This window comes from Pseudomyxococcus flavus (genome assembly GCF_050038885.1).
GTDB lineage: Bacteria > Myxococcota > Myxococcia > Myxococcales > Myxococcaceae > Myxococcus > Myxococcus flavus.
Genome location: NZ_CP143624.1, coordinates 4,936,379 through 4,959,285, shown reverse-complemented (window position 1 = coordinate 4,959,285; position 22,907 = coordinate 4,936,379). Strand labels below are relative to the sequence as shown.

The following is a 22,907-nucleotide window of genomic DNA, read 5'->3' as shown; positions in this document are numbered from 1 at the left end:
AAGCCCGCGCCCGTTCCCGCCCTCCCCCAGGAAGCCCCACCGTGCGATACGCCCTGCTCATCCTCTTGCTCCTGTCGCCCGGACTCGTCCGCGCGCAGGCCGAGGCGCTGGAGAATCCCGGCGCAGTCTCCGCCATCCAGGAGCGGCAGTTCCGGATGCACCACGAGCTGCTGCTCGGCGTGGGCGTGCTCCCGGCCAACGCCTACTACAAGGGCCTGGTAGGCACCGTCGGCTACACGTACCACTTCAGTGACACGTTCGCGTGGCAGGTGGGGCGCGGCACGTACAGCTACAACCTGCAGACGAGCCTGCGCCGCCAGCTCGAGCGCGACTTCAACACGTCGCCCAACGCCGCCGCCTTCCAGGACCAGGTGCAGTGGATGGTGGGCTCGGACCTCATCTGGAGCCCGCTCTACGGGAAGATGGCCTTCCTCAACGCCTCCGTCCTGCACATCGAGGCCTTCCTGCTGGGCGGCGGCACGGTGGTGAAGCTCGACCGCGACGGCGGCTTCCGGCCCGCCGTCAACGTGGGGCTCGGCCTGCGCCTCTTCACCGGCAAGACGCTCTCGCTGCGCCTCGACGTGACGAACAACACCGTGTTCACCAACGCGTCGCGCATCATCCAGGTGCCGCAAATCCAGCTCGGAACCGCGTTCAACTTCGGCGCCACGGAATGACATCCCGCTCGCTCATCGCCGCGCTCACCAGCGCCGCGCTCCTCGTGTCCCCAGCGCCCGCCGCCGCTCAGTCGGAGGGCGGCGCGCAGCCCACGTCCCCGGCGCCCTCGGGCACCGCCGCGCCCGCGCAGGGCACGCCCACCGAGGGGGCCCCGGCTCCGGCCGGCGCGGACGCCCAGGGCTCGACGGCCACGGCGCCCACCGCCGACAAGCCCGCTGCGGGCGCCACGGCGGCGGAAGCCCCGCCCTCCGTGCCCCAGAAGGTGGATCCGGCCGTCTTCGACAAGGCCCTCCAGGACTACTTCGACGGCAATCCCCGCGACGCCGCCGGGCCGCTCTACGCCTGGCTGCAGGCGGCGCCGAAGACGGACGAGAACTACGCCTGGGCGCAGTATTTCCTCGCGCGCAGCCTCATCGACCTGGGCCTGACGCACGCGGGAGCCTCATACCTGGCGCGCATCGCCCGCGAGCGCTCCAACCCCAACGTGCTGCCGCGCGCGCTGGACGCGCTCAAGTCGCTGACGGACCGGCCGCACGACGAGGTGATGATTGACGAGCAGGTGTTCGGCGCGCTGGACCTGGGCTTCCTGCCGGAGGAGACGGGCGCCTATGCGCACTACCAGCAGGGCCTGGTGGACCTGCGCGTGGGCAACGAGCGCTGGGCCAACACCCACTTCTCCAAGCTGCCGGAGAAGAGCGCCGAGGCCAGCCGCGCGAAGTTCGCGCTGCTCGTCACCCGCCTGAAGCAAATCAAGGAGCCGACGGACGAAATCATCGCCGACTTCCTCGCCCTGTCCGAGGACGAGAAGCTCACCCGCGAGGCGCGCAACGAGGCGGCGCTCGCGGTGGCGCGCCTGCGCTACGAGCGCAAGGACTTCCAGGGCGCGCTGGAGGCGTATGACCGCGTGAAGCTGCCCCCGCTGGACCCGGGCCGCGCCAGCCTCTACCTGGAGGAAGCGTGGACGCGCTACAAGCTGGGCGAGCTGCGCGCGGCGCTGGGCATCCTCACCACGCTGGACGCGCCGTCCTTCCGCGACGAGTTCCTGCCGGACAAGTACCTGCTGCGCGCGCTCATCTACCGCGACCTGTGCCACTACCTGCCCGCCAAGCGCGCCGCCAAGGAGCTGACGCGGCGCTTCGCGGACTCGCTGGAGGCGGTGCGCAACCGCGAGGACCTCACCCAGGACGTGCGCCTGCGCCGCGCCGCCAACGCCCATGGAAGCACCCAGCGCGCCGCGCGCTTCCTGGAGACGCTGGAGCTGGAGGGCGAGCGGCTGGGCCGCTACGCCGGCAGCTTCGGCGACCGGCTCTTCTCGCACCTGACGAAGCTGTACGACTTGTCCCGCGCCGAGGCGGTCCGCGTCCATGACGCGCGGCTGGCCGAGGCCGTCCGCCAGGAAGCGGACACGCTGCTGCGCGCCGCCGAGCAGGTGCGCCTGATGGAGTACGAGGTGGGCTTGAAGCTGTACGAGCGCGTGAAGAAGGGCGCGCGGATTGTCGCGCCGGAGGACGAGCAGATTCTGTCGCCCACGCAAACGGCCTACCGTTTCGACGGCGAGTACTGGAACGACGAGCTGCGCTCCTACCGGGTCCGCATCGACAGCCGCTGCATCGAGGAGACGCCATGACCGGCCATCTGACGGGCCTGATTGCCGCCGCCCTGCTCGCGGCCGCCCCGGGTGGCGCCGGACGTCCCGGCCCGGGCGTCAACCCCATCGTCTCCAAGGCCAAGGAGCGCGAGGAGCTCATCGCCAAGCTCAAGCGCGACATCTTCAAGGTGGACCGCGCCATCGGCGAGACGGAGCGCCTCATCTCCAAGAGCCGCAACGCGCCCTACCTGCCGGACCTCCAGTTCCGGCTGGCCGAGCTCTACGTGGAGAAGAGCCGCTACGTGTACTACCTCCAGGCCGAGTCCCGGCCGGAGGGCGCCAGCGGCGCCATCGTGTCCCCGGAGACGCGGCTGCTGAAGCAGAAGGCCGTGCAGATGTACTACCGGCTGCTGCGCGAGTACCCGGACTTCAAGGACGGGGACCAGGTGACGTTCTACCTGGCGCACGAGCAGCGCGAGCTGGGTCAGTTCGACGAGATGCTCAAGACGCTCGGCGACCTGACGCGCAAGTTCCCCGGCAGCCCGCTGCGCCTGGAGGCGGAGCAGATTCTGGGCGACCACTTCTTCGACAAGGCCGACCTCGTCGAGGCGGAGAAGCACTACCAGGCGATTCTGGAGGCCCCGCCCTCGCCGGTGCACGACCTGGCCCGCTACAAGATGGGCTGGATTCGGGTGAACCAGGCCAAGCACGCGGAGGCCGTCACCTTCTTCGAGGCCGCGGCCGCCAGCGCGCCGCTGCCCGGCGTGGACGTGAAGAAGGCGCTCAACGTCAAGCGCGAGGCACTGCTGGACCTCGTCTACAGCTACACCGAGGCCAAGCCTCCCAAGGGCGCGCTCAACTACTTCGAGAAGCTCAGCGACAGCCGCGCCACCTACGCGCTCGCGCTGGACAAGCTGGGCAACCGCTACTTCATCAAGCAGCAGTACGAGTGGGCCATCCCCTCGCTGCGCAAGCTGATGGAAATCCAGCACGACCCGGAGCTGGACCTGGAGCGCGGCCAGAAGCTCTACGACGCCATCAAGGCCGCCAAGGGCAAGGTGCTGCCGGACCCGGAGGACCTGCGCATCCTGGTGCGCGCCGCGGTGCAGAGCAAGACGGACCCCGAGCTGGCGGAGGCCGAGCGCAAGAAGCACCTGGTGGAGCTGGAGGAGATGGCGCGAGACCTCTCCACCCTGCTCCACGTGGAGGCCCAGAAGAAGAACGAGAAGGCGCTCTACCTGAGCGCGGCGGAGGCCTATCAGGCGTACCTGGGCCTCTTCCGGCCCGAGAAGTACGTGCGCACGATGATGAAGAACCGCGCGGACGCGCTCTACGCCGCCAACGCCTACCCGGAGGCCGCGCGTCAGTTCGAGGAGCTCGCGCGCTACCAGGCGAAGGCCAAGGACGCCAAGGGTGAGGAGGAGGCCCTCAACGCCGCGCTGCTCGCGCACTTCTCCACGCTCAAGCCCGAGGAGGCGCAGAAGCGCAACGCCTTCGAGGTGGCGGACGCGCGCCAGGCCATGAAGCTGCTGGGCGCGGACTTCGTGTCCCGCTACCCCCGGAGCGAGAATGCCCTGGTGGTGAAGTTCAACATCGCCCGTGCCTACTACGAGGACGGCGAGTACCCGAAGGCCGCGGAGCTCTTCACCGCCTTCGCGCTGAGCCACCCGCAGCACAAGGACGCCCCCGTCGCGGGCAACCTCGCGCTGGACAGCCTGCGGCAGCTCAACGACTTCAAGGGCCTGGACGAGACGGGCAAGAAGCTGCTCGGCGCGCCGCTGCCCGCCAGCTTCCGCGCGGACGTGCAGAAGATTCTCACCCAGAGCCGCGCCGAGGCGCTGGACGAGCTGGCGCTCCAGAGCGCCCAGGAGACGGGCGACGTCATCCAGGGCCTCGTCAAGGTCGCCGACGAGAACAAGAACTCCGACATCGGCGAGAAGGCGCTCTACGGCGCGTTCACCGCGGCGCGCGAGAAGCGTGACATGCAGGCCGAGCGCGAGCTGGGCGCCAAGCTGGTGCAGGACTACCCGAAGAGCCAGTACCTGTCCGACGTGCTGCTCACGCTGGGCCGTCACGCGGCGGAGGCCGCGGCGTTCGGCGAGGCGGCGGGCTGGTTCGAGCAGGTGGGCCAGAAGCTGGGCAGCGACTTCGCCGCGGTGGACGGGTGGCTGGCGGGCGCGCGGCTGCGCCTGGCGCTGGGTGAGTACAAGGAGGCCGCGCGGGACTTCGAGGCCGCGGCCGACATGGCCGGCGCGCGCAAGGCCGAGGTGCTGGTCATGCTCGCGGAGACGCGGCTGAAGCAGAAGGACTACGCCCGCGCGAAGACGGCGGCCGAGGCCGCGCTGAAGCTGGACCGCCACAGCGCCGCCGCGGCGGCCGTGCTGGCGGAGGTGCAGTCCGTCACCGCCCCCACCGCGCCCGCCGACGCGCTCATCGCCACCCTCACCACCGCGGTGCAGGGCCCCAACGGCGGCACGGAGGAGGCCGCCAAGGGCCTGTGGTACCTGGGCGAAATCCTCTACCGCGGCTACAAGGACCTGCCGGCCGAGCAGGTGGAGGAGAAGGTCGCCGCGCTCCAGAGCCTGGAGGGCATCTACACGCAGGCCGCGTCGCTGGGCTACCCGGAGTGGGCCGTGGCCTCGCTGTGGCGGCTGGCGCTCGCGTACGGCCACATCGCGGACGTGGTGGAAGGCACGGCCGTCCCCGCCGGCCTGTCCGCCGCCGAGGCGCAGCAGTTCCGGGCCGCGGTGAAGGAGCAGGTGACGCCGCTCAAGGCGCGCTCGGAGGAGGCCTTCAAGGCGTGCCTGTCCCGCGCCGAGTCGCTGGAGGTCTTCAGCGCCGCGGTGGTGGGCTGCCGCGCCCGCACGGAGACGGCGGCCCTGCCGGTGCCGCAGCCGGGCACGCCCACGCAGCCCGCGTCGCTGGAGGAGCTGCGCAAGAAGGCCGAGCGCACGCTCAACGCGGAGGCGCTGGAGGCCCTGGGCCTGGCCTACCTGGACGCGCGCCAGTACGGCATGGCGCAGCTCACCCTGGGCCGCGTCACCGAGCTGCAGGACACGCGGGCCTCGGCGCACTCCGCGCTGGGCCTGGCGCTGCTCCACATGGGTGACCCCATGGGCGCCCGCGAGGCGTATGGCCGGGCCATGGACTCCGACCCGACCTTCGGCAAGGCCCGCCTCAACCTCGCCGCGCTGCGCTGCCGCTTCGGCGACGTGGATGGCGCCCGCCGCGAGCTGGCCGTGCTCAAGGACGTGGCCTCGCTGACGGGCACCGACGTGGACGGCGGGTGGAAGGCATGCAAGTGAGGCCCTCGCGTGCATCGTGGTCGGGCGCGGTGCTGGCCGCCGCCCTCTGCGCCTGTGGCGGCGAGGGCGGCCGGCTGGAGGGCAGCGTGACGTCGCTGCTCGACCTGCGCTACGACCGCGCGGAGGCGCAGCTCGCCGAGGGCGAGCTGTCCGTGAGCTTCCTCACCCAGCAGGGCACGGGCACCAACACCGTGCTGAAGGTCAGCGCCCAGGTGGAGGACATGCTCCCGGAGGGCTACACCGGCTACCTCGACGTCGACCTGGCGGAAGTCCTGGCGAACGGCGCCCAGCGCGGCGCCGTGGGCCGCAACGTGCTGGACGAGCCGGCGCGGACCTTCCCGGCGCTCCGGGTGGGCGGGCTGGAGGTGAAGGCCCTCCCCAGCCAGCAGGGGCAACGCATCTCCGGCGAGTTCCACGTCACGTTCGTCAACGGCACCCACCCCTATTCCGGGCGCACCATCTTCGGAAGCTTCGAGGCGACGGTTCCATGAAGCGCTTTGTCCTGCTCACCCTTCCCCTCCTCACCGCCTGCGGGCCCAGCTACAACCTGCGCGTGCCCGACTCGATGGAGAAGAAGCTCCCGTACGAGGCGCGCATCGAGCTGCTGGAGGCGGAGAACAACCTCGCGCTCGCCATCGACAAGGTGGACGAGGCCGACAACGAGATTGGCCGCGCCCGCGACCACATCCGCCGCGCCCGCTCCCGCCTGGAGGCCGCCGAGGACGAGGTGGACCGCGCCACGGATGAGGTCTCCCGCGAGGTGGCGAAGCTGGCCATCGCCGAGGCCGAGGCCCGCGTGGAGTACCTGCGCGCCAAGCAGCGGCTCAGCGTGGGCCTGCGCGACGTGGAGCGCCTGGCGCTGCGCTGCGCCTTCGCGGAGTTCGAGCTGGCCCGCCTGCTGGCCGCCCGGAAGGCGAAGGTCGAGGGCAGCGAGCGGCTGGAGCAGAAGGAGTTCGAGGAGCAGGTCTCCGAGTGCAAGGCGGAGGTGAAGGAGGAGCGCGCCGAGCTCGCCGGGGACGAGAAGGAAGAGAAGACGGCGCGGGAGGCGTGGGAAGCGAAGAAGGCGGCGCTCGCGAAGAAGACCTTCGACGCGCGCGCGAGTCCCTACGTGGAGAACCTCTAAATGACGACTGCCAGCTTCCTGGTGCTCCAGCTGCTCACCGCGCAGGCCGCCGGCCCCGACACGGCGGCCCTCGAGCGCACCGCCGCCGTGGAGAGCGCGCGGCTGGCGGAGTCTCCCGACGACGCGGACGCCCTCTACCGGCTGGGCACCGCCTTCCTCGCGCTCAACACGCCGAAGAAGGCCGTGGCGCCGCTGACGAAGCTGGTGGCCCAGGAGCCGGACCTCGTTCCGCCCAAGCTGGCCCTGGCCCGCGCGCTGCGCCTGTCCGGAGACGCCCAGCAGGCGCGCGTGGTGCTGGACACCGCCATCGCCGCCTTCCCCGAGGAGCCCACGCTCCGGGCCGAGCGTGGACTGCTGGCCCGCGTGCTGGACGAGCGGGACGTGGCCATCAGCCAGTACGCGGTGGCCGCCGAGCTGTCGCCCCAGGACGCCGAGCTGCGCTTCAACCTGGGCGAGGCCCTGCAGCGCGCCAACCGCACGGACGACGCCATCGAGGCGTACCGCGAGGCGCTGAAGCTGGACCCGAAGCTCAACGTGGCCCGCGTGAATCTGGGCAAGGCCCTGGCGGAGAAGGGGCTCAACGGCGAGGCCAAGGAGACGCTGCGCGAGGCCACCCGGCAGAAGCTGGGTGACACCGAGGCCCATTACAACCTGGGCGTGCTCCTGATGCGGGAGAACGACCTGGACGGCGCCATCGCCGAGTACCAGCGCACGCTCGCCGCCGACCCCAAGCACGCCAGCGCGCACAACAACCTGGGCGTGGCGCTCAACGAGAAGGGCGACCCGCGCAAGGCCACCGAGGCCTTCCTCAAGGCCATCGCCGCGGACCCGAAGTTCGCCGAGGCCCAGTTCAACCTGGGGCTGGCGTACTACCAGCTCGGCGACAACGTCCGGGCGATGAAGGCCTTCGAGAAGGCGGTGGTGCTGGAGCCTCGCCGCTCCAGCGGGCCCTACACGCAGCTGGGGCACCTGTACCTGACGCAGGGCAAGAAGAAGCAGGCCGTGGAGGCCTTCAAGAAGGCCATCGAGAAGAGCGCCGAGGACGGGAAGAAGACGACCGAGGCGTACCAGGGGCTCGCGCGCGCCTGGCTCAGCCTGGGCAAGGCGGACGAGGCGGTGGCCACGCTGAAGACGGCCGTGGAGGCCTTCCCGAAGGACGCGAGCGCCCGCGCCGCGTATGGCGAGGCCCTGCGCGCCAAGGGCGACCTGGACGGCGCCATCGCCGAGTACGAGGAGGCCGTGAAGCTGGCCCCCACGCCGGAGAACCGGCTGGCGCTCGCGGACGTGTACGCGCAGAAGCGGGTGGGCGCGAAGGCCCGGCCGCTCTACGAGGCCCTCCTCCAGGAGGAGCCGGCCAATCGCGGCGCGAAGCTGGCGCTCGCGGACCTGCTGCTCGCCATGGGCGACTACGTGACGGCCGAGGCGATGCTGAAGCCGAAGGAGGGCGAGGAGGCCGACACGGCGGCGCTGGCGCGCCTGGGCATCGTGCACTCCCGCCGCGGGCGTCCGGACCTGGCCGTGTCGGAGCTCGAGGCGGTGGTGGCCAAGGACCCGGCGCAGCTGGAGGCCCGGGCGGAGCTGGGCTTCATCTACCTGCGCGGCGGTGACGGCGCGAAGGCGAAGAAGGTGCTGACGTCCGTGCTGGCCGTGGACCCGCGCCACGCGCTGGGCCTGCTGTACATGGGCCACACGCTGTACCAGCAGGGCAACACGAAGGGCGCGGAGAAGTCCTTCCGGAGCGCCGTGCAGGCGGACCCGAACTTCGCCGAGCCGCACAACGCGCTGGGCCAGCTCCTGGAGGCGACGAAGCGGCTCGACGAGGCGCGCGCTGCCTACAAGATGGCCGTGCAGCTCCAGCCGGACCACGAGGACGCGAAGGCCGCGCTGAGCCGGCTGACGGCGTCCGCGCCCACGCCGTAGGCCGTTCGCAGGTCCTGCCGTGGCCATGGCTCGGGCGGGGGCTCGGTAACGGAGCCGCTTGACGCCCCCCCGCCGTGAGCCACTCGCGGGCCCCGCCTCGGTCATGGCTCGGCCTCCCCGAGGCGGTCCACGCGCTTGCTGTTCGGACATGGCTGAGGCCCAGGCCGTCCCACCGCCTGCTGGCGCGGCGCGCCTGGCAAGGCGTGAGCGCGCGGACGGCGCTCCCCGCGGGAGAGGTCCTTTCCCATCGCGCAAGGTGTGGAGGGGCACCGGGCGCGCAGGACGTCTCCCGCGAGGAGCTGAAACCAGCGCTCAGGTCGGAAGCGGCGCGCGGCCCTCCGGGATGACCAGGGGGCCGGGCGAACCCGGCCAGTCGACGACCTGCACCCGCAGCCCGAAGACGCGGGCCACCAACTCCTGAGACAGGACCTTCGCCGGCGCGCCCACCTCGACCACCCTGCCCTCGGCGAGCACGGCCAGCCGGTGCGCATAGCGCGCGGCGAGGTTGAGGTCGTGCAGCACGGCGAGGACGGCGCCGCCCTCCTGGGCGAAGCGCGTCGCCGCCTCCAGCACGAGGTGCTGGTGGGCCAGGTCCAGGCTCGCCGTCGGCTCGTCCAGCAGCAGGTAGCGGTGTCCGGACTCCACCGGCTCGGAGAGCTGCGCCAGCACCCGCGCGAGTTGAACGCGCTGCCGCTCGCCCCCGGACAATGTGAGGTACGAGCGCGACGCCAGGTGCCGCGTGTCGGTGGCGTCGAGCGCGGCCACGGCGGCCGTCATGTCCGCACTGCCTTCCCGCTTGCTCGCATGGGGGCTGCGGCCCAGCAGCGCCACCTCCAGCGCCGTGAAGCCGAAGCCCAGCGACGACTCCTGGGGGAGCACGCCCAGCCGCCGCGCCCGCTCCAGCGGACGCCACCGCTCCAGTGGAACCCCCTCCAGCAGCACCTCGCCCGCCGTGCAACGCAGCTCGCCCGTCATCGCCGACAGCAGCGTGGACTTGCCCGCGCCATTCGGCCCCACGACGGCGAGGACCTCGCCAGGCTGGACGGACAGGTCCAGGGGACCCAAGGTCCGGCCCCGGCCGCGCCAGACCTCCACGCCTCGGACTTCCAGGCTCATGCGGCCCCCTTTCGCGCCAGCAGCGCGATGAAGACGGGAACGCCCAGCACGGACGTGAGCGCGCCCACGGGCAGCTCGGCGGGGATGGCCGCCGTGCGCGCCAGCAGGTCCGCGCCCACCAGCAGCGAGGCCCCCAGCAGCGCCGAGGCCCCCAGCAACCGACGGTGGTCCGGCCCCAGCGCCAGCCGCAGCAGCGCGGGCACCAGCAAGCCCACGAAGCCGATGACACCGGAGACGGACACCGCGGCGCCCACGCCCAGCGCGGCGGCGAGAATGAGGCGGCGCTTGAGCCGCTCCACGTCCACGCCCAGGTGCCACGCCTCGCGCTCCCCGAGGAGCAGCAGGTTCAGGGTGCGCGCCTCGCGCAGCAGCAGGGCCAGCGCGACGAGCAGCGGCAGCGTGGCCGCGCCCACCACGTCCCACGACGCGCCGCCCAGGCTGCCCCAGCTCCAGAAGGTGATGGAGCGGAGCTGCGCGTCCGTGGCCATCTGCGTGAGCAGACCGATGCCCGCGGCCGCGCCCGCGCTGACGGCGACGCCCGCCAGGAGGATGCGGGCCGTCTCCGTGCGACCGCCGCCCGCGCCCAGCCGCTGCGCCAGCAGGGTCGCCCCCAGGGCACCGAGGAAGGCGGCCCCGGGGACAGCCAGCATCCGGAGCGAGCCCAGATGGGCGCTGAGCGTCACATCCATGACGATGGCCGTCACCGCCCCCAGCGCCGCGCCGCTGGAGGTGCCCAGCAGGCCGGGCTCCACCAGCGGATTGCGGAACAACGCCTGGAGGGCCGCGCCGCAGGTGGCCAGCACCGAGCCCACCATGATGCCGAGCACCACGCGCGGCAGGCGGATGGACATCAGCACCGCCTGCTGCACGGACTCGAGCTGGTGCCCGATGTCCAGGCCCACCAGGTCCAGCAGACTGCCCGCCAGCGCCAGGGGAGGCACTGGCACCGCGCCCACGGCGAGCGACAGGAGCACCACCGCCAGGAGCAGCACCGTCAGCAGCAGCCACGGGCGTGGAGCCGCTGGCGGGAGGTGCTGCTCCCGGGAAGGGTAGGTGGCGGAGACGGGCGCAATCCCCGACGCACTCATTTGCTGCCCCGTGCCGGCGAAGCGAACCCATCCTGCAGGCGGCTCACCGCCTGGCCCAGGTGGGGGCCGAGCCCCATGAAGTGGACGTCATCCACGGTGATGAGGCGCCAGCCGCGCACCTGCGACAGGCCCGGCGTGCGGGACAGGCCCGCCTCGCCGCCCATCGGCTCCAGGGAGCTGGCCGGCATGAGGATGAAGTCCGGCGCCGCCTCGACCACCGCCTCCGCCGTCAGGGGCTTGTGGCCCGAGTAGCCGGCAATGGCATTCACGCCACCCGCCAGCGTGACGAGCTCGCCCGCCGCCGTCCCCTTCCCCGCCACCATGAGGACGTTGGCCCCGCGCGCGTACAGCGCGAGGACACGCGGCGGCTTCGCCTCCTTGCGCGCCGCCGTCCGCTCGGTGGCCTTGCGCAGGTCCGCGTCGAGCTGCTTGACCAGGGCCTCACCCTGCTCGACCTTGCCCAGGAGCTTCGCGACCGTCCGGATGCGCTCGTGGGTGGCCTCGACGGTGTGCTTGTTCGGCAGCACCACCACGTCCACGCCCGCGGTCTTGAGCTGCTCGAGCACGCCCGGCGGTCCCGCCTCCTCCGAGGCCAGCAGCCGCGACGTCCCCAGCGCGAGGATGGCCTCCGAGGAGAGCGCCCGCTGGTAGCCCACCTTCGGCAGCTTCCGGGCGACCTCCAGCGCGAGGCTGGTGTCGTCCACGCCTACCACCTGGCCCCCGGCGCCCAGGGCGAACACCGTCTCGGTCACGGCGGGACCGATGGTCACCAGCTTCGCCGCGCTCACGGGCGCCACGGCTGCAGCGGCCTGCGGCTTCGCGGGCGCCGGCGCCGCCGCGTGCGCGAGCGAGGCCACCGCCAGGAAGAGCACCGACAATCCACGCGAGCGGCTCATCGCGCCACCTCCCGCGCGGGGAGCGCCGTGGCCAGCTCCTCCGCCAGGGCCCGCCACTCGGGCGACTCGGGCTGTCCCGGCTTCCGCTTGCCGAAGATGAGCGCGATGTTGTCCCCCGCCTCATCGAACAGCTCCACCGACGTGACGACGCCGTCCCGCGTGGGCTTGCGCACCACCCACGCCGAGTGGACATGGTCCGCGCGGACGTGGAGGTTGAAGCCCGGGTCCAGCACGTTCATCCACGGGCCCATGGGCTTCACGTTCTTCACCGGGCCGGTGTGAATCTGGATGCAGCCGGGGTTGCCCACGAAAACCATGATGGGCAGCGCCGTGGCGGACGCCTTCTCCAGCACCCACGTCAGCGCGCTCGGCGCCACCGCGGTGGTCAGCTCCGGCTCCGCCAGCCGGAGCGCCTGGGTGCGCGCCACGCTGAAGCGGTTGAGCAGGGCGAAGAACTCGTGCGTGTCCTGCAGCGCGCGCCAGCCCTCGCGCAGGCCGTTCGCGTCAATCTCGCTGTCGGGCTTGGGCGCCGCCGCGGCCTTGGCCGGGACGATGTCGAGCACGGGCGACTGGTCCGCGTGGGTGAACTCCTTCACCAGCGCGTCGAACGTCTCCTCGCGCCCGGCCTCCTCCACGTAGATTTTGTGGATGGCCATGCCCGACGCGTCGAAGAACTGGATGCTGCGGCGGATGCCGTCGCCGTGCGGCTCGCGGATGGCGAAGCCGAAGGTCCAGCGCGAGAAGAACAGGCGCAGGTCAATCTCCTCGTCCAGCACCAGCCCCTGCTTGCCGTGGAGTTCGAGGTTGCGCCACGTGCCGCGCTTCTCGTGCACGGCGTGCGCGTTGCGGGTGAGGGCCATCACCCGCCCCAGCGTCTCGATGCGCGGCAGGAGCGCGTCGAGCCGGAGGTCCAGCCGGACGACCGTGTCGCCCAGGCCGGTGGCGAGGAGCTGAGCCTCGCTCACGCCCAGTTGCTCGGCGGCGTCGCGGATGCGGGTACGGGGTTGCTCCTCACGAAGCGCCTGCCAGCGCTGGCGCAGTCGAGAGGGCTCGGTGACGATTTCAGAGTTCGCGGTCTGAATCATGGTGGACACCTGGAAGTGGAGAGGAGCTCAGTACTGCGAAGGCTGGGCCACGGCGCTTCCGCCGGAGGCAGGGCCGGGCACCTTCGCCCAGCGGAAAGACAGCATCCCGGGGGTACCCGCGTCGTCGTAGTAGGACTGCATGGCGACCTTGAAGTAGTCGCCAGCGTCCGAGCGGACGACGTACACATTGCGACGCGCCGTCAGGGCATGCGTCGTCATGTCATAGGCGTACCAGCCATCGCCCATCTGGAAGGCGCTGTCCGGGTCCTCACCGCGGTCCGGGCCATCCTCGGCATCCGCGACGTAGCCATCCGCCGGCGCCTGCGTCACCTGCTCGAAGTCCGTCTCCGTGAGCACCGCCACCGCCACGTCGCCGGTGCCGCTCACCCCGCCCCGGGTGCGGACGTTGAAGCGCATGAAGGCCAGGTCCCAGACGGCGTCCTCCGTCGCGCTCACCTGCGCGCCCTCGTCCAGGTCCAGGCCAATCCACTCCGCGCTGCTCGTGGCGTTCACGGTGGTGGTGTAGGAGCCGTCACCGTTGTCCACATGCGCCATGTGGGTGCCCGCCTGCGGGTCGGGGTTCTCCGTCTCATCGGGGGGCAGCTCGAGGTCATCGCCGCAAGCGGACAGCGAGCCGGCCAGCAGCAGGGTGGCGGCGGCGCGGCCCAGGAACGAGGAATGGAAAGGGAATCGGGACATGATGGCTCCTTGAGAGCGGGTGAGTTGGGAAGGAAGCGTCAGAGCCGGGCGGAGATGCCGGCCTGGACGGCACGAGGAGGAATGGGCAGGTCCGTGGGGTTGCCCGCGTTGGCGAGGTTGGTGCCCAGCACGAAGAACTGGAGCTCCTCGCTCATGCGCCAGCCCAGGCGGGCGTCCACGGTGACGTAGGTGCGGGCCTCGTACGGGTTGGCGACGCCATCGCCGTCCGTGTCCGGGTAGAAGGGACGCGGCCCCACGAGCGCGCCGCGCACCCAGGCCTCCAGCCCCGACGAGCGGTGACGCCAGGTGGCCTGCGCCGTGAGCCGGTGACGGGCCTGCCCCTCCAGCGCCAGGCCCGTGTCCTCGGAGCGGCCGTCGGTGAGCGTGTAGCCCAGCTCCGCGGAGATGCGGCCGGGAAGCTGCTGGCGCACGCCGACCTCACCGCCACGCACGCGCGCCCGGGCGACGTTCACGTAGGTGAAGAGCTGCTGCGGACCGGACATCTCCGTGGAGACGCCAATCATGTCCCGCAGGTTGTGCTGGAAGGCGCTCACCCAGAAGAGCGACGACTGCCCGGGCTTCCACTCCACCGACAGGTTGAAGCTGCGCGAGCGCTCCGGACGCAGGTCCGGGTTGCCGCGCACCATGTAGCCCACCGTGGGGTTCTCGAAGTCGAGCAGCATCTCCTGGAAGCCCGGCGCCCGGAACGCCCAGCCGTAGCTGCCGCGCAGCGTGAGCCACGACACCGGGTCCATGCGCGCCGCCAGTCGGGGCGTCACCGCCGTGCCGAACTGCGTGTCCGTGTCCACGCGCGCGCCCGGCACCAGCGTCAGCTTCAGGCGCGGCACCAGCGTCCAGTTGTCCTGCACGTAGACCGACACGCGGCCGCGCTGGCCCGTGCCGTCCTCGTCCAGCCGGTCCGCCTGGAGCCACTCGCCCAGCAGCTCCGCGCCCGCCACGAAGGCATGCGAGTCCCCCACCTTCGCGTCCAGTTGCGCGCCGAGGCGGCCCTGCTGCTCGCGCGTGTCCTCGATGGTGTCCAGCGCGTTGGAGCGGCGCTGGTCCCGGAGGTAGCGGCGGTTGAACCACGCATACGCGCCGTCCACACGCAGCGTCGCGCCATTGGACAGCTTCCACGAGGGAGACAGGCGCGCGGAGAGCGAGTCGTCCCGGCTCGCGCGGTCGAAGATGGCGCCCGTCACGCCCAGGTCCACGCCGCGCTGCGTGCGCCGGGCATAGGTGGCGTTGGCCTGCAGCGCCGTGCCCTCGCTGATGCGCAGGTCGCCGCCCGCGGAGACATCGATGCCATCCAGGCTGCTGCCCGTGGTGCCGATGCTCGTCGGGTCCCGGTGGTACGCGTCCCGCCGCGCGAGCCCGCCGCTCAGGCGCAGGCCCCAGTTGTCTCCCTTCGCCTCGCCCGTGGCGTCCAGCTCCAGCCGCTGCATGGAGCCGTAGGAGGCGCGCAGCTCGGCGCCCAGCGGACGGCGGGCCCGCCGGGTGATGAGGTTCACCACGCCGGCCACCGCGTCGCTGCCGTAGAGGACCGACGAGGGGCCCTTCACGATTTCCACCTGCTCGATGTCCTCGGTGGACAGGCGGGACAGGTCCACGCTTCCGGCCACCCGGCCGGCGACGCGCTCCCCGTCCACCAGCACCAGCACGTACTCCGGCGCCAGGCCCTGGAGCTGCACCGTCGAGCCCGCGAAGGTCTGCACCACCTGGAGGCCCGGGTGCGCGGAGAGCAGCTCCGACGCGTCGCGCGCGCCGCTGGCCAGGATGTCCGAGCGGGTGATGACCTCCGTGGCCACCGCCGAGTCCTCGAGCCGCTCCGGCGAGCGCGACGCCGTCACCACCGTGCGCGCCTCCGGGAGCTCCTCCACGCTCGCCGGAGCCTCGGGCAGCGCAGCGGATGGGGCTGGCTGCGCGTCAGGCGGGGCCTCCTGCGTCGTAGCGGACGTGGCCTGCTGCGCGTCAGGCGGGGCCTCCGGCGGCGCAGCGGACGTGGCCTGCTGCGCGTCGGACGAAACGACCTGCGCATCGGCCTGGACCGGCTGGGCATCAGGCGTCACGCCCGGCGAGGCACCCGCCTGGGCCGCCTGAGCGGCGGGCTGGACGCGCTGAGCCGGCTGCGCGTCGCCCGGTGCCAGCGGCACACCCTCCTGAGTCGCCTGCACGCCAGGCGAGGCCTCCTTGGTGGAAACCTCGCGGGAAGCCGCCCCACCGGCAGGCGCTTCACTGCCACCGCCCCATGCCGTCCACGGCATGGCACAGGCCACGAAGAGCAAACACCCACGCCACGACATGCTGCGTCCTCCGGCGCAAGGCCGGGGGGCCTTTCGCGGAAGGCCCTGTAGGGCGCTGGGCTCAATGGCCTCGGGCCTCAGGAAACAGACCTCACTGCACCCGGGCCTGCCGCCCGGGAACTCCTCACACGTCAGCGGCCCTGGCCGCTCACCTGCGCACCACCACCGCCATCCGGCGGCGTCCGCTCCAGGGGCACCACCCGCGTCCGGTGGCAGCGGCGGCACTTGAGCTCCACGCCCTCCGGCACCAACCGCGCCAGCAGGCTGCCGCACATGCAGCGCAGCTCCTCCGCCCCGCCTTGACCGTGGCAACCGTCGCGCATCACCGCTCCTGGTTCGAAACGGCAGTGACGATATTGATACTGATTCTCAAAGTCAAACGATTGGCGAAAAAACCGTTCCCATGCGAACGCGGGTGCAGGGAGAGACTGCCGCTCAGTGAACCTTGGGGCGGGCGGAGGTGTCGCGCGCGAGACGGACCTTGGGCGTCACCATGCGCGCCACGCCGGAGTAGAGCTGGTCCTCGGTGTAGACCTTCCGCACCCGGCGGTGGGTGCCGGGGACATAGGCGTGGCCGGGCCGCTCCAGCCATTGGAGGATGCGGACCTCTCCCGAGTGGGCCATGGCGGCCAGCAGCTCCGGGGGGCACAGCTTGAGGTAGCGGCGCACCAGCGGCTTGAGCTTGCGAGAGAAGTTCCGGCCGAGCACGGCATGACGCCGGCCGGAGTGCAGCGTGCCGTCGAAGCGGCGCGACAGGTGGAACAGCTCGTGAATCACCGTCTCCACGCGGGCCTGGGCGGTGGAGCCCCGGAAGAAGAGCGGCCGCAGGGTGATGCAGTACAGCATCCGCTTGCCCCGGATGCGGATGATGGGCTTGCGGCGCCCGGTGCGGTCCGTGCTCTTGCCGCCGCGGAAGCACAGGGGCTTCACGGTGCCCCGGGAGGCCCGGCGCGCCTCTCCGGCCACCACGAGAATGCGGCCCGCCTTCACATGCCCGAACTCCGGCATCTTCGCCGCGATGTCCCGGATGAGGGAGCGGAGCGTCTTGTTGAAGTTGGGGCGGCGTCGGGCCACAGGTGGTGGACAGTCTAGCGGAAAAGCCCTTGAGGGGGCTTCCGGGGGTGGCCACATTGTCTAGCGTCATGCGCTTGCCCTCGCCCATGTTCCGACTGGCCGTGGTGCTGTCCCTGTGTGCCGGGTGCGCCTCGGCCCCCGTCCGCTCCGCCGGCCCCGCGGTCCTCACCACGCAGGAGACGCTCGTCACCTCCCAGGGCCTCACCGAGGCCACCCTGCGCTACCAGGCCCAGGTGGCCAGCCCCGCTCAGGGGGTGGTGGAGCGCGCGGAGTACGAGCTCGTCGCCGACGGGCAGGTGGTGAAGACGGGCACGGCGAAGCTGGACGTGCCGCTGACGCCGGGCGCCCCCGCGGACGTCTCCTTCGAGGAGCGCGCGCCCTATGTGAAGAGCCCGGAGGACCTGGCGCGCCTCAGCAGCCAGGGCGGCACGCTGCTGCTGGCCCTGCGCGGCACGCTGGTGGTGCGCTCGGGGGACCGGGAGGAGGCGATTCCCTTCGCGGCCAGCCGCGCGGCGCGGGTGCCCCGGCTGCCCACGGTGGTGGTGGAGGAGCTGGACGGGGCGCGCTACTCGAACGAGGAGGTGCAGCTCAACCTCCGGCTGGGCGTGCGCAACCCCAACCCCTTCCCGCTGAAGCTGGAGGGGCTGACGTGGACGGCCACCGTGGCCGGCAAGACGCTGGACAGCGGCACGCTGGCGAAGGCGGACACCGTGGACGCCGCCGCCACCGGCGTCTACCCCGTGGAGCTGGCGGTGACGAAGGACACCTGGGGCCCGGAGGTGAAGGCGCTCATCGCCAAGGGGCTGTTGCCCTACGGCGTGACGGGCGAGGTGACGGGGCCCCTGCTGCGGGTCCCCTACTCCTTGACGGGAGAGGTGAAGCTGAACGTCTCCCGGTAGAGTGGCACACCTGTGCCCATCTATCTGTTGAGTGACGAGCACCCGGAGCTCTTTCCTCCTCCGGAGCGCGCCGACAAGAGCGGCGTGGTCGCCGTGGGAGGTGACTTGCGCCCGGAGCGCCTGCTGGCGGCGTACGCCCGCGGCATCTTCCCCTGGTACAGCGAGGGCGAGCCCATCCTCTGGCACTCGCCGGACCCGCGCTTCGTCCTGACGCCCGACACGCTCCATGTGGGCCGCTCCCTGCGCAAGACCATGGCCCGCGGCGTCTACGAGGTTCGCTACGACACCGCCTTCCGGCGCGTCATCACCGAGTGCAGCCGGGTGCCGCGCCCCGGCCAGACGGGCACCTGGATTACGGAGGAGATGCTGGAGGCCTACGTCACGCTGCACGAGGCGGGCTTCGCGCACTCGGTGGAGGCGTGGGCGGAGGGCGAGCTGAAGGGCGGCCTGTACGGCGTGTCCCTGGGCGCGGCCTTCTTCGGGGAGAGCATGTTCGCGCAGGCACCGGACGCCTCGAAGGTGGCCTTCGTCACGGCCGTGGAGCGCTTCCGGGACTGGGGCTTCCAGCTCGTCGACTGCCAGGTGGAGACGGAGCACCTGGCCCGCTTCGGCGCGGAGAACTGGCCCCGCAGGCGCTTCCTCACGGCGCTCGCCCGGGCCCTGAAGGAGCCCACGCGGCGCGGGAAGTGGACGGAAGGTGTGACTTCAAACCCCTGAGCGTCCAGCGCTTTCGGAAATCGGGGCGGCCCTTTGAATATCTGGAGCGGCGGGACGTCACCGCGACACCCCTATGCCCGAGGAGCCGCCCCATGCGCTGGAGCCCCACCCTTCTGCTGCCCCTCTGTCTCGTCACCACCGCTTGCGGGACGTCGGCGAAGCACCAGGCGCTCGTCGAGCGCCGCTCGGCCATCCGGCTCGCGGATGAGGAGCGCGAGCTGGGCGCCCGTCAGGCATACCGCAGCAAGACGGGCTTCCAGGCCACCCGGTGGGGCATGACGCGGGAGGAGGTCCTCGCCGTGGCGCCAGGTGCCGTCGCCCACAATGCCTGGGGGGACCTGCGCACCCTCGGCACCGTGGCGGGCCGCCTCGCCGTCATCGACTACGTGTTCGCCGACGGCCAGCTCGCCGAAGTCACACTGCACTTCCAGACGTCCGGCGCCGTTCGCGGCAACTTCGGGGCGCTGGACGAGCTCCTGACCCTGAAGTACGGCAAGCCGGCCTCCCGGAGTGACTCAGCCCTCGACGCTGCGCACCACCTCGCGTTGGTCCAGATGGCGAACAACCTCTCGGAGGCCTCGGCGAACTACCACGCGGCGCGCTCGGGTGTCCGGCCCGTCACCCCGCCGGTGGGCTCCGTCGAGCGGCAGTGGGAGGCCAACGCGCGGGAGGACGTCACGCTGGCGGCCATCGACTACGAGCTGCAGAACACGTGGAAGGACGCCGAGACGGAGCTGCTGCTCACCGGCCGGCAGGAGCCCGGGCAGCGCAGCCTCACCCTCCAGTACCAGAGCGTGAGGATGAAGCCCTACCTGTCCAAGGAGCTGGCGGTCCGCTCCGAGCGGCGCAAGGTGGAGCAGTCGCAGGAGCTGTAGCCGCCCCACTCGGGAGGCGCCACGGACGGCCGGGGGCGCACCGCGGCGCTCAGGGGCCAAGGGAAACGACCCAGTCCCCGGCGTAATGAGACGTCATGGGCGTGCGGGCCAGCGGCGGGCAGTACCGGAAGTGCTCGTCGTAGGCCGCAATGCCCGCGCGCTCGGAGAGCCTGAGCCAGGCGAGGCCCTCCAACCAGATGGCTCGCTTGGGCGCGAAGCGCGTCACGGGAGTCGTGAAGAGCTTCGCGCGCTTCTCGATGTCCTCGCCGTGCACGAGCACCGCGTGCTTGAACGCCTCGGAAAAGGCTTCTGCGTCGCCATCGAGCAGGGCTCGGGCGCAGGCCACTCGGTCCGACTCTGTCTCGAGCTCCAGTGCCTCCAACGCCTCCACCCTTGGGATGACGGCGTCCCGGGTGCCGGGCGAGACCAGCGCATGGAAGAGCTGGGCACGCGCGTGCTCTGAGCGGTACTCCTCGTCTGGCAGCCATCGCGACTCGGAGAGCTCCGCGACCTGTCGCGCGAGCGTCCAGTGTCCTGCCGCGACGGCGCCGAGCAGCGGCTCCATGTAGCGTGAAGCAGGGAGTGCCCACTGCTTGAGGCGGCAATGCGTGAGCAATCGCCTCCAGTTTTCGGCGGCGCGGCACAGGTTCAGGAAGAAGCCCTGCGGGTTGCCATCCACGAGCAGGGTGGCCACGGCCACGACGTGGAAGTGGAGGCAGAGCTCCTCCACGGTCCGCACGAGGACGTCCCGGCTCGCGGTGGGCTCGACCTGACGCATCAACTGCGGAATGGCCCGCCCGGAGTCCTCCCGCAGGGCCGCAAGCTTTGCCACGCTGCCTCCTCCCCGGTTCAGGCGAACATGTCGTCGAAGCCTTCAGCGGGATGAGCCCGGAAGCCCGTCAGTCCCGCCTGCTCGAAGGCACTCTTGGTCCGGTCCGAGATGAGAATGAGCTCCATCATGTTCCGGGCGCGGAAGATGTCGGCCTTCGGGTCGATCTTTCCCTGGGTCAGAACCAGATTGCCGACCCGAGTCACTTCCTTCTTCGTTATTGGGTCGATGTCACAATCTGACTTTTCCAAGTCAATGACATCTTGGGAGCCCAACACGTTGAGGATTCCATACCCCTCAGCGACCGGACTCCACTGGTGGTCGCACATGGTCACCGGAAGGAATTCCAAGTTATCGACTTGCAGGTCCTCCATTACCTTCTTCACACGTGATGACACCAGTAAAACACCGACGGTGTTTCGCACGAAGTCATAGAGCTTACGCCGGTCCGGAAAGTGGTCCGAGAACGACACCTTTCCCCCAGCAGGGAAGCCCCGTGCGAGTGGCTCGCCAGTGCTGAACTTCCAATTGGTCGGACTGTCCTTGGGCAAAGCATCAATGATGGCCCCATCGGACGACTCAGCCCTCAATACCCAGTAGTTCATCGGCCAGGGTGACTCATGCAAACATGTCGCTAAAGCCTTCGGCAGGATGCGCCCGGAAGCCCGTCAAACCTGCTGCCAGAAAAGCCTCATGGACATGTTCTGACATCAGGATGAGTTCCATCATGTTTCGAGCGCGAAACAGCCCAACATTGGGATCCAGCCGTTCATGAGCCACCACCAGGTTGCTCAGACGGGCAATCTCCTTCTTTGTAATGCGATCCATCCTGTACTTGGACTTCTCCATATCAATCACCTCCTGAGAACCCAGCACATTAAGGACTCCGTAATCCTCCGACACTGGATTCCACTGATGATCACACATGGAAACCGGCAGGAACTCCACATTATCCACGCGCGCTTCCCTCAGGACCTCATGCACCCGTGAGGAGACCAGCAGCACCCCCAGCGTGTTTCGGACGAAGTCATACAATTTCCGTCGTTCGGGGAAGTGATCTGAAAAGGAGACTTTCCCCCCGAGTGGAAACTGCCGTTCCAGCCGCTCACCCTTGTGCATCTTCCAGTTTTCGGGGCTGCCCTCAGGCAATGCATCAATGACCGCGCCATCCGCGGACTCCGCCTTCCAAATAGTTCATAAGCATCAGCAGCCCCCATTCTGCGGCGCGTTGGTGTCCAGGTGTCCGTCAGGAGCGGGCCCTGTCTTCTTATTCCTGGACTTGCTCTTCTTCGCCTCCTCCTTGGCCGCGGCCCAAACAGCGCCCTTTCGAGCCAGGTTGTGCTTGAACATGCCATTGAGCCGGAGAGACAGCTCCGTATTGAGGCTTGGTCAGGCCAGAGACGACGCCCCCGCCATTCCGGCCTCATCCCCCGTGCTGTTGCTGAAGTTCGAGTCCCTCAAGCACAAGGGATTCCCTTCCACCGTCACCGACTTGCTGCCCTGGGCGGCATCCGCGGAGCGCGCCACGTTCGCATACGACAGAGGGATGGGGCCCGCCAGGCTGGGCGCCTTGCAGGCATCTGGAAACTCCACGGACATCTTGTTGACGCCCACCGTATTGGCCATGACTCCCCCATTCAGGGCACACGAGTGGAGATCATCTCCCGGTTCGCTCACGGGGCTCAAACCCGACGCCTCTACTGCTTGCACGGCGACAGCGTCCGCTTCGCGTTCGCCAGCTCCTCCTCGGTGGGGCTGCCGTAGCGCACCGTCTTCGGCGCCGCCTTCGGCTTCGCGGCGTCATGGACGTTGAGCACGCCCAGGTTGCGGCTGAGCACGGTGCGCAGCCCCGTGCTGTCGTAGAGCGCGCCGAAGTAGGCACCGCCGGAGCGCAGGGGCACGGGCACCAGCGCCCCGGCCCGCCGCAGCAGCAGCGCCGTGTAGTCCTCCGTGGCCCACTCGCAGGGGTCCTTCTTCCCGTCGCGCTTCATCCACGAGGCGGCGATGTCGAACACGGCGCTGCCGTCGTCCCACCGGCTGCTGAAGATCTCCCACTTGCGCGTGCACTCCGGCGCCTCGCACGTGCGCTCGGGCACCACGTCCGACAGGTCCAGCGGCAGCCCGCGGCCGTCCTCGCTGGTGGAGCTGTCATCGGCGCGGCGCAGCTTGCAGCCCGTGGGCGCGTCCTTCTGGCGCAGCGCCACCGGCGTACCGGACAGGCGGCCCGGCGGCAGCACCTCGCACTCCACCTTCAGCTCGGCCATGAGGTACGTCTTTCGGTCCGCGTCCGTGCCCATGCGCACCGCCCACCACGTCACCGGCGCCGCGCGGCAGGGTGCCGCATCCGCCTTGCCGAACACCCACAGCGGCACGGACGGGTCCGGCGCGCCGAGCTTGCGGACGTCCTCCTCGGGGACGGGCTTCACGCCCGGACGGTCCCGCTCGAACTCCTTGAAGTAGCGGTCCTTCGACTCGGGGATGACGGCCTGATGCGCCAGCCAGCCGATGCCCCCGAGCCCCACCAGGTTGCCCGCCGTGAAGGGCACCACATCCGGGCGCTTCGGGCAGCCGCGCTCGGGCTCGGCGGGCGGAAACGAGTCCACCTCATCGAACTGCGCGGGCGCCGCCAGGGGCATCAGCAGCGCCAGGGTCCACACCCACGCCTGCGTGGTCAACCGGACTGCCAGCTGCATCGGGCTCCTCCTCGAAGAA

The 22,907-nt window shown here is 70.6% G+C and carries 22 protein-coding genes; 9 read left to right on the top strand and 13 right to left on the bottom strand.

What is annotated here, in order from left to right; all coding sequences use genetic code 11:
* Positions 1 to 41 precede the first annotated feature (41 nt).
* The 6 genes from VZL07_RS20765 to VZL07_RS20740 are packed head-to-tail and all read left to right on the top strand — an operon-like array spanning position 42 to position 8,614.
* Positions 42 to 677: an outer membrane beta-barrel domain-containing protein gene (locus VZL07_RS20765; RefSeq protein ID WP_426749315.1), complete on the top strand. Its 636-nt coding sequence runs from the start codon at positions 42 to 44 to the stop codon at positions 675 to 677.
* Positions 674 to 2,305, top strand: a complete 1,632-nt coding sequence (locus VZL07_RS20760) for a tetratricopeptide repeat protein (RefSeq protein ID WP_426749314.1) — start codon at positions 674 to 676, stop codon at positions 2,303 to 2,305. Before VZL07_RS20765 ends, VZL07_RS20760 begins: the two co-directional genes overlap by 4 nt.
* The gene (locus tag VZL07_RS20755) at positions 2,302 to 5,571 is read left to right on the top strand and encodes a tetratricopeptide repeat protein (RefSeq protein ID WP_426749313.1); all 3,270 of its coding nucleotides are present in this window, start codon (positions 2,302 to 2,304) and stop codon (positions 5,569 to 5,571) included. The genes VZL07_RS20760 and VZL07_RS20755 overlap by 4 nt, the downstream gene beginning before the upstream one ends.
* A complete protein-coding gene (locus VZL07_RS20750) occupies positions 5,562 to 6,062 on the top strand; it encodes a hypothetical protein (RefSeq protein WP_426749312.1) in 501 nt (166 codons plus the stop codon). Before VZL07_RS20755 ends, VZL07_RS20750 begins: the two co-directional genes overlap by 10 nt.
* Positions 6,059 to 6,694, top strand: a complete 636-nt coding sequence (locus VZL07_RS20745) for a hypothetical protein (protein WP_426749311.1) — start codon at positions 6,059 to 6,061, stop codon at positions 6,692 to 6,694. Before VZL07_RS20750 ends, VZL07_RS20745 begins: the two co-directional genes overlap by 4 nt.
* The gene (locus VZL07_RS20740; RefSeq protein ID WP_426749310.1) at positions 6,695 to 8,614 is read left to right on the top strand and encodes a tetratricopeptide repeat protein; all 1,920 of its coding nucleotides are present in this window, start codon (positions 6,695 to 6,697) and stop codon (positions 8,612 to 8,614) included.
* Positions 8,615 to 8,926: 312 nt separating this feature from the next.
* On the opposite strand, the gene VZL07_RS20735 is transcribed toward VZL07_RS20740, so the two are convergent.
* The 8 genes from VZL07_RS20735 to VZL07_RS20700 all read right to left on the bottom strand — a co-directional run bounded on the left by VZL07_RS20735 (position 8,927) and on the right by VZL07_RS20700 (position 16,875).
* On the bottom strand, positions 8,927 to 9,730 hold the full coding sequence (locus tag VZL07_RS20735) for a heme ABC transporter ATP-binding protein (RefSeq protein ID WP_426749308.1): 804 nt from the start codon (positions 9,728 to 9,730) through the stop codon (positions 8,927 to 8,929).
* On the bottom strand, positions 9,727 to 10,818 hold the full coding sequence (locus VZL07_RS20730) for a FecCD family ABC transporter permease (protein ID WP_426749307.1): 1,092 nt from the start codon (positions 10,816 to 10,818) through the stop codon (positions 9,727 to 9,729). The genes VZL07_RS20735 and VZL07_RS20730 overlap by 4 nt, the downstream gene beginning before the upstream one ends.
* The gene (locus tag VZL07_RS20725; protein WP_426749306.1) at positions 10,815 to 11,714 is read right to left on the bottom strand and encodes a heme/hemin ABC transporter substrate-binding protein; all 900 of its coding nucleotides are present in this window, start codon (positions 11,712 to 11,714) and stop codon (positions 10,815 to 10,817) included. The genes VZL07_RS20730 and VZL07_RS20725 overlap by 4 nt, the downstream gene beginning before the upstream one ends.
* Positions 11,711 to 12,799 (bottom strand): hemin-degrading factor, encoded by a 1,089-nt coding sequence (locus VZL07_RS20720; RefSeq protein WP_426749305.1) that lies wholly within the window; start codon positions 12,797 to 12,799, stop codon positions 11,711 to 11,713. Before VZL07_RS20720 ends, VZL07_RS20725 begins: the two co-directional genes overlap by 4 nt.
* 27 nt (positions 12,800 to 12,826) lie before the next feature.
* A complete protein-coding gene (locus VZL07_RS20715; RefSeq protein ID WP_426749304.1) occupies positions 12,827 to 13,498 on the bottom strand; it encodes an HmuY family protein in 672 nt (223 codons plus the stop codon).
* Between the two features lie 38 nt (positions 13,499 to 13,536).
* Positions 13,537 to 15,672, bottom strand: a complete 2,136-nt coding sequence (locus tag VZL07_RS20710) for a TonB-dependent receptor domain-containing protein (RefSeq protein ID WP_426749303.1) — start codon at positions 15,670 to 15,672, stop codon at positions 13,537 to 13,539.
* Positions 15,673 to 15,932: 260 nt separating this feature from the next.
* Positions 15,933 to 16,124 (bottom strand): hypothetical protein, encoded by a 192-nt coding sequence (locus tag VZL07_RS20705; RefSeq protein ID WP_426749302.1) that lies wholly within the window; start codon positions 16,122 to 16,124, stop codon positions 15,933 to 15,935.
* Positions 16,125 to 16,236: 112 nt separating this feature from the next.
* Positions 16,237 to 16,875 (bottom strand): hypothetical protein, encoded by a 639-nt coding sequence (locus tag VZL07_RS20700; protein WP_426749300.1) that lies wholly within the window; start codon positions 16,873 to 16,875, stop codon positions 16,237 to 16,239.
* Positions 16,876 to 16,943: 68 nt separating this feature from the next.
* Here VZL07_RS20700 and VZL07_RS20695 point away from each other — a divergent pair, with 68 nt between their 5' ends.
* The 3 genes from VZL07_RS20695 to VZL07_RS20685 all read left to right on the top strand — a co-directional run bounded on the left by VZL07_RS20695 (position 16,944) and on the right by VZL07_RS20685 (position 19,366).
* Entirely contained in the window at positions 16,944 to 17,774 is an 831-nt protein-coding gene (locus VZL07_RS20695; RefSeq protein ID WP_426749299.1) for an LEA type 2 family protein, read from the top strand.
* A 12-nt stretch (positions 17,775 to 17,786) separates the two neighbouring features.
* Positions 17,787 to 18,491 (top strand): leucyl/phenylalanyl-tRNA--protein transferase, encoded by a 705-nt coding sequence (aat, locus tag VZL07_RS20690; protein ID WP_426749298.1) that lies wholly within the window; start codon positions 17,787 to 17,789, stop codon positions 18,489 to 18,491.
* A 92-nt stretch (positions 18,492 to 18,583) separates the two neighbouring features.
* Positions 18,584 to 19,366: a hypothetical protein gene (locus VZL07_RS20685; RefSeq protein ID WP_426749296.1), complete on the top strand. Its 783-nt coding sequence runs from the start codon at positions 18,584 to 18,586 to the stop codon at positions 19,364 to 19,366.
* Between the two features lie 49 nt (positions 19,367 to 19,415).
* Here the strand turns inward: VZL07_RS20685 and VZL07_RS20680 are convergent, their stop codons facing one another.
* The 5 genes from VZL07_RS20680 to VZL07_RS20660 form a co-directional block, all read right to left on the bottom strand.
* Entirely contained in the window at positions 19,416 to 20,198 is a 783-nt protein-coding gene (locus VZL07_RS20680; RefSeq protein WP_426749295.1) for a hypothetical protein, read from the bottom strand.
* A 17-nt stretch (positions 20,199 to 20,215) separates the two neighbouring features.
* Positions 20,216 to 20,800 carry an imm11 family protein gene (locus VZL07_RS20675; RefSeq protein WP_426749294.1) on the bottom strand — a complete coding sequence of 195 codons (585 nt, stop codon included), beginning with the start codon at positions 20,798 to 20,800 and terminating at the stop codon, positions 20,216 to 20,218.
* Positions 20,801 to 20,813: 13 nt separating this feature from the next.
* On the bottom strand, positions 20,814 to 21,314 hold the full coding sequence (locus VZL07_RS20670) for an imm11 family protein (protein ID WP_426749292.1): 501 nt from the start codon (positions 21,312 to 21,314) through the stop codon (positions 20,814 to 20,816).
* A gap of 270 nt (positions 21,315 to 21,584) precedes the next feature.
* On the bottom strand, positions 21,585 to 21,821 hold the full coding sequence (locus tag VZL07_RS20665; protein WP_426749290.1) for a PAAR-like domain-containing protein: 237 nt from the start codon (positions 21,819 to 21,821) through the stop codon (positions 21,585 to 21,587).
* Positions 21,822 to 21,892: 71 nt separating this feature from the next.
* Entirely contained in the window at positions 21,893 to 22,888 is a 996-nt protein-coding gene (locus VZL07_RS20660) for a hypothetical protein (protein WP_426749289.1), read from the bottom strand.
* Positions 22,889 to 22,907 lie beyond the last annotated feature (19 nt).